This is a genomic window from Bacteroidales bacterium (genome assembly GCA_021157585.1).
GTDB lineage: Bacteria > Bacteroidota > Bacteroidia > Bacteroidales > UBA12170 > UBA12170.
The window spans coordinates 24461-41385 of sequence record JAGGWH010000072.1 but is presented as its reverse complement, the minus strand read 5'-3'; the positions used below and the strand labels follow the sequence as shown (position 1 = coordinate 41385).

The 16925-nt window shown below is 33.2% G+C and carries 11 protein-coding genes; 9 read left to right on the top strand and 2 right to left on the bottom strand.

Going from position 1 to position 16925, the window contains the following annotated elements; translation table 11 throughout:
• Window positions 1-142: 142 nt before the first annotated feature.
• The 4 genes from J7K39_04835 to J7K39_04820 all read left to right on the top strand — a co-directional run bounded on the left by J7K39_04835 (window position 143) and on the right by J7K39_04820 (window position 5486).
• Complete coding sequence (locus tag J7K39_04835) at window positions 143-1552, top strand: C10 family peptidase (GenBank protein MCD6179208.1); 1410 nt, start codon at window positions 143-145, stop codon at window positions 1550-1552.
• Window positions 1553-1653: 101 nt separating this feature from the next.
• Window positions 1654-2445, top strand: coding sequence for a hypothetical protein (locus J7K39_04830; GenBank protein ID MCD6179207.1), 792 nt, complete (start codon window positions 1654-1656; stop codon window positions 2443-2445).
• Complete coding sequence (locus tag J7K39_04825) at window positions 2438-3367, top strand: DUF4249 family protein (GenBank protein MCD6179206.1); 930 nt, start codon at window positions 2438-2440, stop codon at window positions 3365-3367. Before J7K39_04830 ends, J7K39_04825 begins: the two co-directional genes overlap by 8 nt.
• Window positions 3339-5486, top strand: a complete 2148-nt coding sequence (locus tag J7K39_04820) for a TonB-dependent receptor (GenBank protein ID MCD6179205.1) — start codon at window positions 3339-3341, stop codon at window positions 5484-5486. Before J7K39_04825 ends, J7K39_04820 begins: the two co-directional genes overlap by 29 nt.
• Window positions 5487-5631: 145 nt before the next feature.
• Here the strand turns inward: J7K39_04820 and J7K39_04815 are convergent, their stop codons facing one another.
• Window positions 5632-6507: a radical SAM protein gene (locus tag J7K39_04815; GenBank protein ID MCD6179204.1), complete on the bottom strand. Its 876-nt coding sequence runs from the start codon at window positions 6505-6507 to the stop codon at window positions 5632-5634.
• 207 nt (window positions 6508-6714) lie between these two features.
• Here J7K39_04815 and ligA point away from each other — a divergent pair, with 207 nt between their 5' ends.
• Window positions 6715-8763 carry an NAD-dependent DNA ligase LigA gene (gene ligA, locus J7K39_04810; protein ID MCD6179203.1) on the top strand — a complete coding sequence of 683 codons (2049 nt, stop codon included), beginning with the start codon at window positions 6715-6717 and terminating at the stop codon, window positions 8761-8763.
• Here ligA and J7K39_04805 read toward each other — a convergent pair.
• Entirely contained in the window at window positions 8760-9962 is a 1203-nt protein-coding gene (locus J7K39_04805; GenBank protein MCD6179202.1) for a response regulator, read from the bottom strand. The two genes, ligA and J7K39_04805, sit on opposite strands and share 4 nt — an antisense overlap.
• A gap of 289 nt (window positions 9963-10251) precedes the next feature.
• Here J7K39_04805 and J7K39_04800 point away from each other — a divergent pair, with 289 nt between their 5' ends.
• From J7K39_04800 to J7K39_04785, 4 genes are read left to right on the top strand one after another with little or no spacing between them, the layout of a single operon-like run.
• Window positions 10252-12945 carry a hypothetical protein gene (locus J7K39_04800; protein ID MCD6179201.1) on the top strand — a complete coding sequence of 898 codons (2694 nt, stop codon included), beginning with the start codon at window positions 10252-10254 and terminating at the stop codon, window positions 12943-12945.
• 15 nt (window positions 12946-12960) lie between these two features.
• On the top strand, window positions 12961-14037 hold the full coding sequence (locus tag J7K39_04795; protein MCD6179200.1) for an HlyD family secretion protein: 1077 nt from the start codon (window positions 12961-12963) through the stop codon (window positions 14035-14037).
• Between the two features lie 39 nt (window positions 14038-14076).
• A complete protein-coding gene (locus J7K39_04790) occupies window positions 14077-15477 on the top strand; it encodes a hypothetical protein (GenBank protein MCD6179199.1) in 1401 nt (466 codons plus the stop codon).
• Window positions 15477-16787, top strand: coding sequence for a glycosyltransferase (locus J7K39_04785; GenBank protein MCD6179198.1), 1311 nt, complete (start codon window positions 15477-15479; stop codon window positions 16785-16787). The genes J7K39_04790 and J7K39_04785 overlap by 1 nt, the downstream gene beginning before the upstream one ends.
• The last annotated feature ends 138 nt before the right edge of the window (window positions 16788-16925 follow it).

Here is a 16925-nt window from a genome sequence, read left to right as displayed (position 1 = left end):
GTACAGTAATTATGTATAGCTCTTACTGCTAAGTGGGAATTTATTATATGCGTAATATTATTTAAGGGGGAAGTTTTTAAATAATTTTATTAACGGGAGTGCTTAATTTGAAAAAAACAAGCATTCATAAATCCTTTTACGTATGAAAACTAAATATTTTTTTTATTTGTTATTATCTACTGCTCTTATATCCTGTCAGCAGATTGATTTTGATGAAAATTTTATCGTTAAAAGCAAAGAGGAGTTAGCTTTAGATTTTAATGTAAGTTTAGCTGATGTGAATACTTTCTTGGAAATATCGGAAAGTAATAACTCTTTAGGTATCAGTTGGAATATTGAGCCAGTCATTTATAGTGGTGATACTCTTTTGTACATTGTAAATTATGATCAGGCGAATGGTTGGAAAATTATTTCAGCTGATAAACGTACGCAATGTGTTTTTGCGGAGGAAAATACTGGAGAATTTGAACTTGACAAACTGAATCCTGGTATAGCTACTTGGATTGATGATTTGGCTGAACGTATCTTTGTTTTGAAAAAGCATGGCGAATTTGATACATCGGATGTTTCTTATAATATATGGTCAGATATTAAAAATTACAGAAGTTTTAAATCTCAAAAAGATGATATTAAAACGATGATTCCTCCTGATGGAATAGACCCGGAAAATGGTTATTGGCAATTAGTAAGCATTACTTCAACAGCATTGCCTTCTTTCCAAGTAGGGCCATTAGTTAATACAAAATGGGGACAGGGTACTCCTTGGAATTCTTGTGTGCCTTATAACAGGGAATATACTGAGCGTTGCTTAACGGGATGTGTAGCTGTTGCTGGAGCTCAAATGTTATATTATTTACATTATAATATTAGTAAACCTCTAAATATGTATTCGGTTGGGAGCTGTTATGGATGGTCAGAAGATGATGCAAGTAGTTACTATTTTAATTTTAGTAATTCTAACTCGACAACTTGGGATTTAATGGCCAAAAAGTATTATGATGCTGGGGGGCAGGATAGAGTTAGTACATTAATGGGTTTTGTTGGAAACTCAATAAATATGGATTATAGTGATGAGGGCTCATCTGCCTCTACAGGTGATCTAGAAAGCTATATTAAGTCATATAATATAGATTGCAATTACACAGATTATAATTATTCAACAGTATTATCTAGTTTAAATAGTAATATGCCAGTTATAGTAAGAGCAGAGCGTTTTGATAAATGGGTTTCGTTTTTAGGGATAAACTTATGGAAGACTTATGTTGGACATGCCTGGCTTATAGATGGCTATGAGACAACAAGAACGGAATATACCAGAACATATGAATGGGTTGTTATAGATAATGGAGAACCAACGGAACCGAGTATGTATATTATTGAGGATTATGGTGAGAAAACAGAAACCTATGTTTCAGCGACTACTTATTTAATTATGAATTGGGGTTGGGATGGAAGTGGTGATCTGGCAAGATATTCGCTCATTTCTGATTGGGAGCCATATCCCGATCGTAATTATATTTATGACAGAAAGATGATGTATGGATTTAATTAACTTAATTAATAGGAATCTTCTACCTTTAAATTTTATTTTTAATAATTCATTTTAAGGAAGAAGATTCTTTTTCAATTTTTTTTATTTAAAATAATATAGCAATGTTAAAATTAAACTTCTTAGGCTTTAAGCTGTTCCTTTATGGTTTATTCTTTACATTAATGTTCAGTTCATGTGATATTGATGAACCAAGTGACCCTTGGTTAGTATTTTACCCAAGAGAATGTAATTATGTTTTTGCTCGAAATTATGAACGTATTACCTGGGACTATGATAATCGGATCATCTATGAATACCACCAAGCTTGGAATACGGATGTATTTACAATAGATAAATTTGTGTTAGACGTTTTTACCTCAAATATAAATTTAGATTCTGTTTTTTTACTAGAAAATGGAAATGAAATCATTTATAATTCAGTTGATGAGCCATTGCCGCAGTTAGAAAGTGAATTGGAAAGTAGTTATAACAGATCAAGATTAAAAGCGGGAGAAATTAGTCAATCAGATGAAGAAAATGATACACCTATAGATATTGAGTATAGGTTGACAGGAATAAAGAGTTTTCAAATATCTGCCCTAGATAAGGAACTCTTTAATATTGCGGCAGGAAGTTCTTTAAACGTGTACTTTGATATTGTAAAATACGAACCTGATTTTATAGCATCCTCCGTAAGCAAGCGCTTGCTCTATGGTTTTGGCGATACCGAAAAGCCCAAAAGAATTGATGAGTGGTTAAGTTTATCTCCTTTGGCACAGAATAGTATGCTTTTGAGACTGAATTCAAATCCAGAAAACTTACCGCTTTCGGTTCAATTTGTAATAGCTTTGGAAACCGAAGAAGGGATAATACTGAGGGATACCACAAGCCTTATTACATTAGAAAATGAATAGAAGTTTTGAAACGATGAGACTTAATTATATTTATTTACTCATTCTTTTGCTATCTTCTTCTTGTGTAAAGGAACTTCCTTTTAACGAAGAAGATAGCAGCATTCCAGTAGTAAACTGTGTATTAAAGAACGATAGTATACAAACGCTTACTTTGACGCGTAGTATTAAGCTTAGTGAAGCATACATTTTCAAGGAAATTAAGGATGCTGAAATTTATTTGCTAATAGGTGATAGTTTGGTTGGAAACTTTGCTTACGCTAGTTATAAAAACTGGCAATTGAAGTATGTTCCCATTCCAAATACAGAATATCAGTTAATGGTAAAGCTTGGAAATGGTACAGAGTTAACAGCTACCACTACTATGCCTAAAAACTTAATTATTTACCCGAATTTTGCGGAAGATAGATTTCCTTCTAAGAATTATTTTCAGTGTAATGCAGAGTTACCATGTTGGGTTAGTATTCTATCATCAGACCATGTTTTATTATACGATGCGCGCCCAGTTTATGGAGATGGTTTTATAGAGGAAATTGGGACAGATCATCCTAATGTAGATAGGTTTAACAGTGATGGGAATCTTGTGTCGTCAATTCCTTCTGCCGATACTCCTTCATTTTTGTTTTATATTAGAATAGAAGCAGATTCCACAATAAATAATTCATCCAATATTCCTTTTAAGTTACAAGCAAGTTATGGTGAGCATTCTTTTGTTTGTTTTCGAACAGCTTCGCTCGAATACGACAAGTATTTAAAAACGAGTTTTCAGAAAATATGGATGAGGTTGGATGATTCGGATCCTATTATTTGGTTTGACGAGACAGAAGTATTTTCAAATATCAATAATGGGGTAGGGATTTTTGCGGCGTATTCAGATAGGTTTTATAATTACAATGATGATGGAGACCCTGCTTTTGAAAAATAAATACAATATTATTGGTTTAATTATTTTGAGTCTGGTATTCTTTAATATCTCTTATGGACAGGAAATTAAAGAACAAGAGGAAATGCAAAGTGATACCGCTAAGTTTGCTCGCAAAATTAATTTAAAAGAGGTTTCGGTATTTGGTAGTGCTACTCGTAGTCGTAATAATGAGTACATATACCGTTCGGAAAGTGCAAAATCTCTAGTTACTGTATTGGGAGAAACAGATGTGATTAGGTATATATCTACTCTTCCTGGTGTTTCGCAAGGTGTTGAAGGTGGCTTGGGTTATTTTGTTCGTGGTGGAAATAGTAGTAATAATATAATAGAGCTAGATGAAGTCCCTGTTTATGGGAGTACTCATATTTTTGGGTTATTTTCCAGCTTTCATCCAGATATAGTTAAGTCTATTGATTTTAGAACGGGAGGAATCCCAGCTTCATCAGGAGATTTTTTGGCTTCTATTGCTCAGATCTCAACTATTCAACCCGATCGGGATAAATACCATGCTACATTGAGCTTGTCTCCATATATGCTTGGGATTTCTGCAAATGGTTATATACCAAATACAAAAATAGGAATAGTTTCTGCCGCCAGAGTATCTTTGCTTCGCCCAGAGTATTTGCTAGTAAAAGCGATTACTAAAACAGATACCGACATTAATCCGCAAGTAGCTGATTTTTACTTAAAAGTAAATTATAAAATAGATGAGAGAAACACTATAATTTCTAGCGGATATATTAGTAATGACTATTTTGGGTTTAGTTTTGAGGAATCCGATATTGCTATGAATTGGGGTAGTCGTTTTCTTCGATTGGCATGGGATCATAAAGTCTCTTCTACTGTTAATATACATACATTCGCCTATTTCAATAATTTTTATTCGGGGCAAAGCCAAAAGTATTACGATTCTGAAGGAGAGTTAAGTTCAGCATTAAGTGTTCATTCTGCATTAAAAGAAGGTTTGTTTAAATCGTCAGTTTTGATTAACAAAAATCAACTTACTTTGAATACAGGTGTGAGTGCTAAATTTCGTCAATATTTGCCTGCTTCGGAGAAAGAACTAGTTAATCAGGCTAATACCACTTTCTTTGCTGATACATTGAATACTCAATTATACACCGTGTTTTTTGATTTAAATTATAAGCCAAGTGAGAGGGTTACTGCAAATCTTGGACTAAGACAAAGTTACTATAGCACTGTCAACAACAGATTGTGGTTAACAGACCTAAGGCTAAATGCAATGTATCAATTTAATGAACATAGTGGTTTTGAAATGAGTTATGATTTAATGTCGCAAACTAATCATACGCTTGAGGGTCTCGCATCTGGTTGGGCTATTGATTTGATGGTGCCTGCAGATAATAATTTTCGACCAGAAATATCAAATCAAATCTATACGGGCGGGTATTGGACAAGCTCGAAATTTATGATGTCGGCAGGAATCTACTATAAGTATATGAATAATCTTGTACGCTATAAAAACTCAACAAATATGTTTGGAGTTCAAAATACGAATTGGTACGATGAAGTAGTTATTGGTAGTGGATATAGCTATGGTTTAGAACTTAGATTAGAAAAAGGAGGTGAAAATTGGAATACGGCTTTTTCATATACGCTTTCTAAAACAACACGACAGTATGCTGAATTAAATAATGGGAATCCTTATCCATTTAAATTTGATAGAACTCATTTAATAAATTTAACCTCTCAATGGAGAGTAAAAAAAGAGCTCCAAAAGGAACAGCTCTTAAATGCGACGGTATCATTCTTATCGGGGCATTTTGAAACATTGCCTATAGCAGTTTATGAAGGTGTGGAACTTCCTTACTGGGATTTAATTGGAGGTAATTATACCAATGTATTAATGGATGAGAATTCATATTATCGGCAATTGATGTCAAGTGTTAATGGGTATAGATTGCCTAGTTATTTTCGCGTCGATATAGGGTATACGTTTAAGAAGAAAAAGAAAAAATATACACGTGAACTTACTGTTGGGTTTTTTAATGTGCTAAATACAAAGAACCCATATTTAATTTTCTATGATAATTTCACTTGGAAACAGTTAAGCATATTCCCAATAATACCTAGTATTCAATGGTTAATTGAATTTTAATTAAAAAAACATAATAAAACGTTATGGCTGTTTTAAGTACAGCATCAAAGGATAATCTGGTTTTTGTTGAAAGAAGTACTTTTACTGTGGCGGAAGTGGTTTAATTAGTGAGAGTGTGACTTAAAGTCGCGCCCTCACTGATAAATTATTCTGGGCAATTCCTGCAAATCTCAATCTGTGACCGATCTTCCAAAATTTGTTGTTGAAAGTTTGAATAGCTTTTATTATTTTTAATGCTTTCAAAATCGCCTTTAATCAAATTTCCAAACTTATGATCTGCATCCTTATCGTAACAACAAGGAACCACATCGCCATCCCAGGTAATTACTGAACCTTGCCACATACGCAAGCAATGGTTTTTGAGCTTATTTTTGATTTTAAATTCACCGATTTCAGTTTCTTCATACCGAGAAAATTCATCAATAGAAGTCATTAAATCTTTGCCTTTTTCAAAATCGTAAAACTGAGCTGTTTTAAGCTCTACCTTATCAACGCCTAATTCTTTTTTCAGTCGTTGAACTTTTTTAATTTGATGCTCATTGCTTTTAAAAACAATGAATTGAACAATCAAATAGGGATGAGAAACACCGGCCTCTTTTTTTGCTTCTACCAAATTTTTAATTCCATCTATCACCGTATCAAAATTACCGCCAATTCGGTATTTCTTATAAGTCTCAGCATCCAATCCATCCAAAGAAATAATTAATTGGTCTAAGCCTGATTCAACGGTTTTCTTGGCTAAAGTCGGACTTAAATAATGACCGTTTGTGGAAGTCGTAGTAAAAATATTTTTCTTTCGCGCATAGCGCACAAACTCAAAAAAATGTAGGTTTAAAAAAGGCTCTCCCTGAAAATAAAGAATTAACCAAATAAGCCATTTAGACTGTTTGTCAATGATAGTTTTAAAATTTTCTAGAGACATCTGCCCCGTTGGTCGACTAAATTGGTTTAATCCCGAAGGGCATTCAGGACAACTCAAGTTGCAAGCGGTAGTAGGTTCAATGGAAAGACTCCAAGGCATTCCCCAATGTTTTGCTTTTCGAGTAATACGGGAAAGATAAAAACTGAAGTATAGCAAAAATAAATTCCACAGCTTTGTGATTGTGAAAACACGAATGAACCTTAAGATGCGACCGAGAGTGGAAAATTTCAATTGTTGATGTTTTTGCTAAGTTTTTAATGCGATAAAGATAAAAAAATCATTAAAATTGTAGATTAATATTTTTGAATGAATATAGAAGAGGCTAAGTCGAGGATTTTGGCATTAAGTGCTGAAATAAATAAGCACAATAAATTGTATTACGATCAGTCGAATGCAATAATTAGTGATTATGATTTTGATATGTTATTGGAAGAGCTGATTGCTTTGGAAAAGGAGTTTCCTGAACTTAAAATGGACGATTCTCCATCGCAAAGAGTAGGCGGAAGCATCTCTAAATCTTTTGAACAGCATACGCATAAAAATCCAATGCTTTCACTCGGAAATACCTATTCGCAAGAAGACCTGAGAGATTTTGACCAAAGGGTAAAGAAATTTGCCAATGTTGAGACCGTTGAATATGTCTGTGAGCTAAAATATGATGGCGTTGCCATTAGTTTGCTGTATAAAAACGGAGTGTTAGACAAGGCGGTTACCCGTGGCGATGGTGTAAAAGGCGATGTGGTAACCAATAATATTAAAACTATTCGTTCTATTCCTTTGCGACTAAAAGCAGAAAATATTCCCGATGAGTTAGAATTGCGAGGCGAAATTTTGATGCCAAAAAAAGGCTTTCTTAGGTTAAATGCTGAGAGGGAAGAACTTGGTGAAACACCATTTGCTAATCCCAGAAATGCAGCTTCGGGGAGCATTAAAATGCAAGATTCTTCGGTGGTTGCAAAGCGGCCTCTTGATTGTTTTTTGTATTACGTAATTGTAGATGAGCAAAGTTATGATACCCATTACCAAAGTTTGGAATTTGCCAAAAAATTAGGCTTTAATATTCCCAATACAATGGCGCGTTATAATAATATCGAAGGCGTTTTTGATTTTATAAGAGAATGGGAAAGTGCTAAAGATCAGCTCGATTTTCAGATTGATGGCGTTGTAATTAAAGTCAATGATTTTGCTCTGCAAAAGAAGTTGGGCTTTACGGCAAAATCACCCCGATGGGCGATAGCTTATAAATTTAAAGCGGAACGCGTTGAAACTCGTTTGAATTCTGTTACTTTTCAAGTGGGTAGAACAGGAGCAATAACTCCGGTAGCAAATTTAGAGCCGGTTCAGTTAGCAGGTACCGTTGTTAAGCGAGCCTCTTTGCATAATGCCGATATTATTGAACAATTGGATATTCGTTTAAATGACTTGGTTTATGTGGAAAAAGGCGGAGAAATAATTCCAAAAATTGTGGGTGTAAATACTGCTGCTCGCGATGAGGAAAGTAAGCCTTTACATTATATCGAAAATTGTCCGGAATGTGGAACAATGCTTATTAGAGATGAGGGAGAAGCCAAGCATTATTGTCCGAATGATTTAAATTGTCCACCTCAGATTAAAGGAAGAATAGAGCATTTTATTTCGCGTAAAGCGATGAATATAGATAGTTTGGGAGAAGGTAAGGTGGAGATGCTCTTTGATAATGGTTTGGTAAAAAAATTATCTGATCTTTTTCAATTGAAATATGACGATTTGCTTGGACTTGAAAAAACATTTGTTTCGGAAGATGGTACTCAGACAAAAACAATGAGTTTGCGCGAAAAGTCAGTAGAGAATATCCTTGCCGGTATAGAAAAGTCAAAGGAAATGCCTTTTCCAAAAGTGCTGTATGCTTTGGGAATTAGATATGTTGGCGAAACAACGGCAAAGAAATTGGCTCGCCATTTTAAAAGCTTAGAAAAGCTTAAGCAGGCAAGTTTAGAAGAACTTATTGATGTTGATGAGATAGGTGATAAGATAGCAGAAAGTGTAATTGCTTATTTTGCCGCTGATGGGATTCAGCAAGAATTAGAGAGATTAATGGAAGCAGGTTTGCATTTTGAATTAGATGAAAAAGAGCAAAATACGTCTAATGTTTTGGAAGGGAAGTCTTTTGTTGTTAGTGGCACTTTTTCAAAAGCCCGAAACGAGATTAAGGAATTGATTGAAAAAAACGGAGGTCGGAATGTAGGATCTATTTCGGCAAAGACCGATTTTATTTTAGCAGGTGAAAAAATGGGGCCGGCAAAACTAAAAAAAGCCGAAAAGTTAAATATTCCAATTATCTCCGAAGAGGAGTTTATGCAATTGCTTGAAAATTAGCTATTAAAAGGTAGCTTTACAATAAACTTACTCCCTTTTTTAGGGGCGCTTTCAACTTTTATTTCGCCATTTAGCATTTTTATAGAATTGTTTAAAATAGAAAGACCCATACCCGTTCCTTCAATATTTGTAACATTCTTGGCACGATAAAAAGAGTCGAAAATCATAGCTACAGTTTCTTTATTCATTCCTATACCTTCATCTTGAACTTCAATTTCAAAAGCAGAATCATTTTTTCTTAAATTTAAGTATACCGTAGTATTGCTATCAGAGTATTTAAAAGCGTTTGAAAGCAAGTTGTTTAGAATATGGCCAAGAAGTTTTTTATCAGTCTTGCAAGTCCCTAAATTCTCATCAATATTAGCAATAAACTTATGTGCTTTTCCAATTCCAATTTCTGTTTTAAAGATTAAGTCTTTAAAGTAGTCATCTAAATTTAGTGGTTCAAGATTTACTTCATATTTACCGGAATCAAACTTTTCTACAAGTAAAACATCATTAAGTAATTCTATTAATTCGGTAACTGATTGTTTTATCAAATTGGTATGTCTGAATACTTTTTCCTTAGGTTGATCTTTATTTATCAAACGTTCCATAAGCTCTGCCGAACTCATAATGGTTGTCATTGGTGTTCGGAATTCGTGAGAAATAGTAGTCACTATTCTTGACTTAAACTCATTAACTTCTTTTTCTCTTAGTAGAGATTCCTCTAATTGTTTGTTTTTGTTTTTAAGTTCTATTGTACGTTCTGCGACTTTGTCTTCTAATACAGTATTTAATTTTTCTAACTCTAATTGTTTTTCTTTTAATTGAATATCAACTATATGTCTGGCATAACCCATTTCAATAACGGTACGAATAAGTTCTTTGCTTATTGGTTTTAGAACATAACCAAAAGGTGAAGTTTTTAATGCTCTGGCAAATACGCTGTCTTCGGCATTGGCAGTAACGTAAATAATTGGAATTCCAAAACGATCGGAAATTATTTGGGCTGCTCCAATACCGTCTTGTTTACCGGGCATGTCAATATCCATCAAAATTAGATCGGGGCGAAGGTCTTCTGCCATCTTAATACAGTCATCGGTATTTGTTGCTAATCCATAAAAAGTATAACCCAGTTTTTTTATGGTAATTGTCATCATTTTGCCGGAGAGAACATCGTCTTCTGCTATTAAAATAGAAATGTTAGATTCTTGCATTTAGCTGTTGTTTATGCGTATTTACTAAACTTAGGTAACAGCCCGTTAGAGCTATTTTTACTATAACAAAATTAATAATTTAACTATAAAAAGAAGTTTTTCTTATGAACAATTGTTAATATGTAAATCGTAAATATTTGATATATTGATAATTAGTATTCATGAATGTTAAGAAGTCTGTTAATAGATTGTAAGTGAAATCAAGAAGAGCTAATACGATACTGTTAAATTTGATTTGTGGGGGATTTTGTCCTACGCTATATCTGTATTAATAAAACATAAAAGGTAAATGCCTATTCCAAACAAGCAAATATTTAAGGTTAATATTCAACGAATATTGATGACTATATTTGTTTTTATTGCTTTTACTGTTTTAGCCGATCAGCCGGAGAAAAATTTTGTGCCCACCACTCCTATCGTTGATGCCGGTAATGGAGATTTTTTGCCTGATACAGTAAATGTGTTTAAAATTGCTAAAGAGGTTAGTAATATTTTTTCAGAAGCTGTAAGATACACTTCTTTAAATGATATTTATGGTGATACGGTTTATTTAAATGCGTTATTTACTGCTAATTATGGCTCTAACGATGTAGCCGAAGCTTATAAGAATGATGTTGAAGCTCGCATTAAATCGCAAAGAGGAGATATTGGAGTTAATTTTAAAGCTGATTATTCTGAGAATTTTAAACCCGGCTTTTCTCCTGATGAAGATATTTATTATAAACGACGTTTTTATTTTGGCGTAGAGTGGAACGTAATTAAAGGAGGGTTTTTAGCATCGCGTGCAAAAGCAAACGCTTTAGAGAAAGAATACTATTTAAAAGATATTGACGCTCAAAAACGTGAGGATGCAGAAAATTACAGATATATTTTTAATTATATAAATTATATATTTAATAAGCAAAAAATTGATGTATTGCACGAGCGTTCAGGTTTGATTGAGCAACAGTTGAAATTTACCACTGAGCTTTATCATTTGCGCTATGTTGGCTGGGAAAATGTTTTAAAAGTCCGTGCTAAGCTTGAGGATTTGAATCAACAGATTACTCAACTGGAGACTTTTAATAAGCATATCCCCAATAGTATTCCCGATACCTTATTAACGAGTCAGTATTCAGCTAAAAATCTTCCTTTGGTAGATATTGATTTAGATAAATTGATGAAAATTTATCATAACAATGAAACAACGGATACTATAGCTGCTTTAAAGTTAGCGATGTTTTCTGATGGCATGAAGTGGTGGCAAGATATTTCTCTAAGGCCATACTTACGCTATAATTTATATATCGATCCTTTGAATGCATCTCGTAGATTTGGTTCAGGTGGAGTTTCTTTGAGTGTTCCTTTACGCTTTAAAAATAAGGAAAACTTGATAAGTGCACAAAAGCAAATTTATCAAGCTGAAAGTATGTCAGTATCTCAGGCTGGCGATAATGAGTTAGTAAATTATTATGCTGAATTTGCCTTTAAACTAAAGCAGATTAAAGACTTTTATTATAAGAAATTATTTGCCGATGAGTTGATTCGTAAAGAATTGGTGAAAAAAGATTATCAGGATATTGGGTTTAACCCTATATTTACTTTAAGCCTTATTGATGATAAGAAAAATATTGAAGCGGAAATTATTGATATTAAAAAACGTCTTTATATACAATTAGTACAAATGGCTTTTTATCTTGACGAAAAATCGCCTCTCGCTTTTGTCGAAATATTAAACCCTCGGGATTTTACCTCAAGATATAAAACAGGAGTTCAGATTTTTGTTGATAATGCTACTTTCCAAGGTATGAGCAATGCCGATTTAGTTAATTATTTGTGGAAGAACGAATTTAGAGATGTGGTCTTGGAAATAGATTCTTGGAATTTAAGTCCTAAAATTGGCGACTTAATTGAAAAAGCATCGCGCGACCATATTTATTTTACCTTAAATATGAAAATTCCTGACGGACAAACTTATCCCGATGTTAATGGCGATCTGCAACAAATTTCAAAAATAAATAATCAATACATAAGTGGTTTGCATTATAGTTTAGTATTAGATAATGATACTTCTATTGCTCGCGAAATACAGGAAGTTGATTTCTCTGATTGGGTAAATGGAATTGATATCAGTAAAAAATCAAAAGATATTCGCCTTAGTATTTCAATAGCCGATGATTTACCAATGAATGTTTTAAGTAAGGTGTATTCTAAATTTGATTTGGTATTTGTTCCTACCGATGGAACGCCAAATCGTAAAAAACTTGAGAATAAATTAATACAAGAGTTATCATTAGGAAAAGAAAAATTGACTGTTATCTTAGATGCCAATGATTTTGCCGATCGTATTCATATTGAAAATTATATGGCAAATTTAAATGAGGAGACTGGGGTTGAAAATTTTGCTTTCTCCAATATTAAGAATATGATAAATGCTGATTTACGCACCTATGAAATGGGAGAAAAAAATTCTTCTTCTTCTGTAGATGTTATGGCTGCTCTCCGTAATCAAATATTTGCTGATGACGAAAAAAACAAAGAAATTTTGCAAGCAAAATTAGATACTATTGCTAATATTGTGAAAGAAAATAACGACCTTAACGAAGCGGCAAATAATCAGAAAGTAGAGATTACTATTACAGATAAGCGTGTTGAGAGTGATAAAAAACCCGTAATTGTTTATGGTGAAGACGAAACAATAACCCTTGAGCCTGATGAGGTTGTTGGGGCAAAAGCAGTTGTTGTTCCTAAAACAAGAAAAAGCGTTGAAGATTCGAGCGATAGAGTTTGGCAAATTCAATTTGCTGCAGCAAAAGTTAATTTATCCGATGAGTTTTTGAAAAATAAATTTAAAATTATTGAAACAATAAATGTATATAAGGTCAATGGATACAATAAGTATACTATTGGAAGTTATAATAATGAAAACGAAGCAAGAGCAGCGTTAAAAGACTATAAAGCAGAATCAGGAAATACTTCGGCTTTTATAGTGAGCTATGAATAAAAATAAATAATTTGCATGAAGCCATTTAAATTTAAATCGAAAGCAACGGTACTTCGAGGAGTTAAAGAGGATAAGTCGCCCAATAAAACAAATTGGGATCGGGTTATTTATTTAATACTTTTCTTGCTCATCTTTGTATCCTTGCTGTTTTATACCTTACAAAAAAATGTTTTTGTAAATGTCGATGGTCAGATTATCACGGAACGTTTTACCGTTAACTTCCCTGAAGATGTGATTGTTGAAAGGTATTTCTACGGAGTAGGTGATACCATAGAAAAAGGTGATACTTTATTTTATTACAAATATAATCTCGATAGGGATTGGGATGGTGGAGGAGGAATAGCTGTTGCTGTTGCGGCATCAAATAACTCAAATAATTCTGACTGGTATTTAAAAGAACGTATTCAGACACAAAAAAATATAAGTTTAAAAATTATCGATATTCAAGAAATTGATGATAATGTTATTAGGATACTTGCCGATCTCGAACGCTTGAAAAAGGAAGTATATTTAGATGTTTATCCAAAATTAGAATTGGAAGCTGCTAAATTAAAGTTAAAAGCTTATAAAGTTAGTCGTTCAAAACTTGAAGAAGAAGTTAGATATTTAAGAAAGTATTTGGCTTTACTAAATGCTTACGAATATCAATCGAGACAGCCCTCAGCTGCTACTGCCGGTAATGGTGGTGATGGCAATGTTGTGCGATGGGAATATTATAAATCACCTGTAGACGGGATTATCAGTAAAATTACAAATGAGCCAAAAGAAACAAGCTATAAGAAAGATATAGTTATGCTTCTTAATAATACAGATAAGATGTTTATATATGCCTTTATCGATCAGCAAGATATTGGATATTTTGAAGAGGGAGAAACACTACAGCTTGATTTTCCTGATGGTACTATTAGCGAAGGAATAATTCATAGTTTTTATCTAAATACAGAAGAGCTGCCTTTAGAATTTAAGAAGCCCAAAGAGCGTGATAAACGATCTGTTGTTGCTAAAATTATTCCGACTTCTGAAGAAGAACAAGATCTTTGGCGGAAGTATTATATGTATGAAGTACGGATTAGTAAAACGAAATTTCAATAATGTATAGACGCTCCAAGAGCATCTTGAATATAAATTAATATGGCTATTACTCAATTTGGAAAGCGGGTTCAAACGCAAAGCGATAAAGAAATTTATTTTATTTCCGATTACCGTGAATTGGATATAAAAAAGGTTGTTATCAGCGATGGCCTTATTCTGGATTATGCTGATAAGGAAGCCTGCTTCTCATTTTTAAAACTTATTCGTTCCTCTTTTATCGAGTCTATTTATTTAGTGCCTGTTTTTATACTTTCACTAAACGATGATGTTGATGAGTTTACATTAGCTTTGAGCGATGGGGTTTTAAGAAGTCTTTCAGAAGAAACTTTTGAAGGCAATTTTAATGTTATAGATCAACGTATTCGTCAGTTACAGACATCGGATACTAACGATCTGGTAATTCGTATTCAGAACAAAGTCCTACGTTACTATTACACTCGTCATAAACGAATGAATTCTATTACTTCAGTTAAAGCACATACCGGATACACCTATCCACTACTTAGTTTGCATTATCAAAATGCAAATACAGAAGATATGTTTAAGCTAATTGATGAGCTCGAGAGTAAAGAATTTATACGCCCACGTTACGAAGATATTGTTCATTTGTGTAGTAATTGTTATTCGGCATTTATTAATTATCGCGAAGTATGCTCAAAATGTGGTTCTTCCGACTTGGATATGGAAAATCTAATTCATCACTTTGTTTGTGCTAAAGTTGCCCCTGAAAGCGATTTTATTTCGGGGAATCAAATGGTATGTCCTAAGTGTAATAAGTTGCTTCATCACATTGGTGTTGATTATGACAAACCTTCTTTAGTTTATACTTGTAACAGTTGTGGGCATCATTCGCAGGAATCTGTTATGCAAGCAGCCTGCTTTAATTGTAATACAGTACAGAGTGTAGATGCTCTTATCGAGCGTAAAATTAATAATTATGAGCTTACCGTTCTTGGTGAAGAAGCTGCAATTGGCGGATTGGCTCCTGAAGAACGTAGGGAAGCTGAATTATCAGGATTTGTTGCTTTCAGTACTTTCAATATCTTCTTGAAATATGAAATCGAGCGTATTAAATCAACAGGTAAAATTTCTTCTATCGGTGTTTTAAGCTTACGCGCTCCTGTGGCTGTAGCAAGTAATCTTGGCGTAAAATATCAAAATGTAATTACCGAAGTTGCCGACTTTATTAAGAATGCAACATTAGCAACAGATATATTATCCTTTATAAACAATAATACCTTCTTAGTCGTTTCTCCCGATAATGATAAATTGCGCTTAGAATCTACTTTGAAAAATATTCAACAGTCGGTTCAAAAACTATTGGATAGTAATATTGAGGCTGCCGATATAAGGGTTAAGATAAAAGCACGTAATATTGATAATTCTAAAGGACATAATGATTTGATTAATGATTTACTAACCACTAATCAGTCTATATAATGATATACACTTTTTGGGACGAATTTTTTTGGTATTGGTATTCCAATGGTTTCGAAAAAGTATTTTATATTTTTTGGTATTTCTTTTTGTTAGAGGCTCCTCGCTTTTTATTAATGGACTTGGTTGTTTTGTTTGCATACTATCGGAGCAGACATAAAAAAGCTAAAATTTTCGAAGAAGCTCGACAAAAATTATTATTTGAAAATCCTTTGATATCTGTTATTGCTCCCGGAAAAAACGAAGGAGAGCATATTTATAAACTTGTAGATTCCATTAATAAACAATCCTATTCTAATATCGAAATTATTATTGTTGACGATGGTTCTGATGATGATACTGCAACCATTTGTAGAAGTTTATTGAATAATGGATTTATCGATGTTTTTTTAAGAAATGACGTTAGGGGAGGAAAAGCCAGTGCTGCTAATCTTGCTTTGCGCTACTCTAAAGGAAAGTATATAGTCCACCTTGATGCTGATACTTCTTTTGATGAATATGCCATAGAACGTATTATTATACCGTTTTACGTAGATGAAAATACAGGTGCGGTTGGCGGAAACATTAAAGCAAGAAATCAGGATTATAATATTGCTACAAGTTTGCAGGCAATTGAATATATGCAGACTATCTCTGTAGGGCGTGTCGTTACTTCATATTTAGGAATTTATAAGATAGTGTCAGGTGCATTTGGAGCTTTTCGAAAAGATATTATTGAGCGTATTGGTGGATGGGATATTGGACCTGGTTTAGATGGTGATATTACTGTGAAAATACGAAAAATGGGTTACAATATTGCTTTTGAACCAACGGCAGTTGGACTAACAAATGTTCCAAATAGCTTTAAGAAACTATCTAAACAACGTTTACGTTGGAATAAATCTTTAGTTCGATTCAGATTACGTAAGCATGCAGATTTATTTAAACCTCAAGCATCGTTTAACTTTTCAAACTTTTTTGCCGTTTTTGAAAATGTCTTCTTTAATTTGATTTTAGATGTTATTTGGTTTTTCTATATCTTGCAAATTATCATTGTTAATGTTGATTATTTGGCTTTTATTATTCCGCTAAAAATTATGATTTACGGAACGGCAAGTTTTATACAGTTTTTGGTGGTAATGGCTATGTCAGAGCGTTGGAAAACAGAGTTTAAGCTTGTTGTGTATATTCCGTTAATGATGATTTATAATGGTTATTATATGCGTATAATAAGAACAATGGCATATATTAAAGAGATATTCTTCTACTCATCATATAAAGATCCATGGAATCCTATAAAATCAAGTAATAAAGCCAAAGAATATGGTTTGTAGCTTGGAAATGATATTTTTAGTAAGTTAAGAAAATCGTTCGTAAATAAACAAAACTGGATTTTTGAAAAGTAACTTATTGAAGAGTATAAAAAAAGCATCCGTCAACTGACGGATGCTTTTTTAAATATGTCTGCTTAT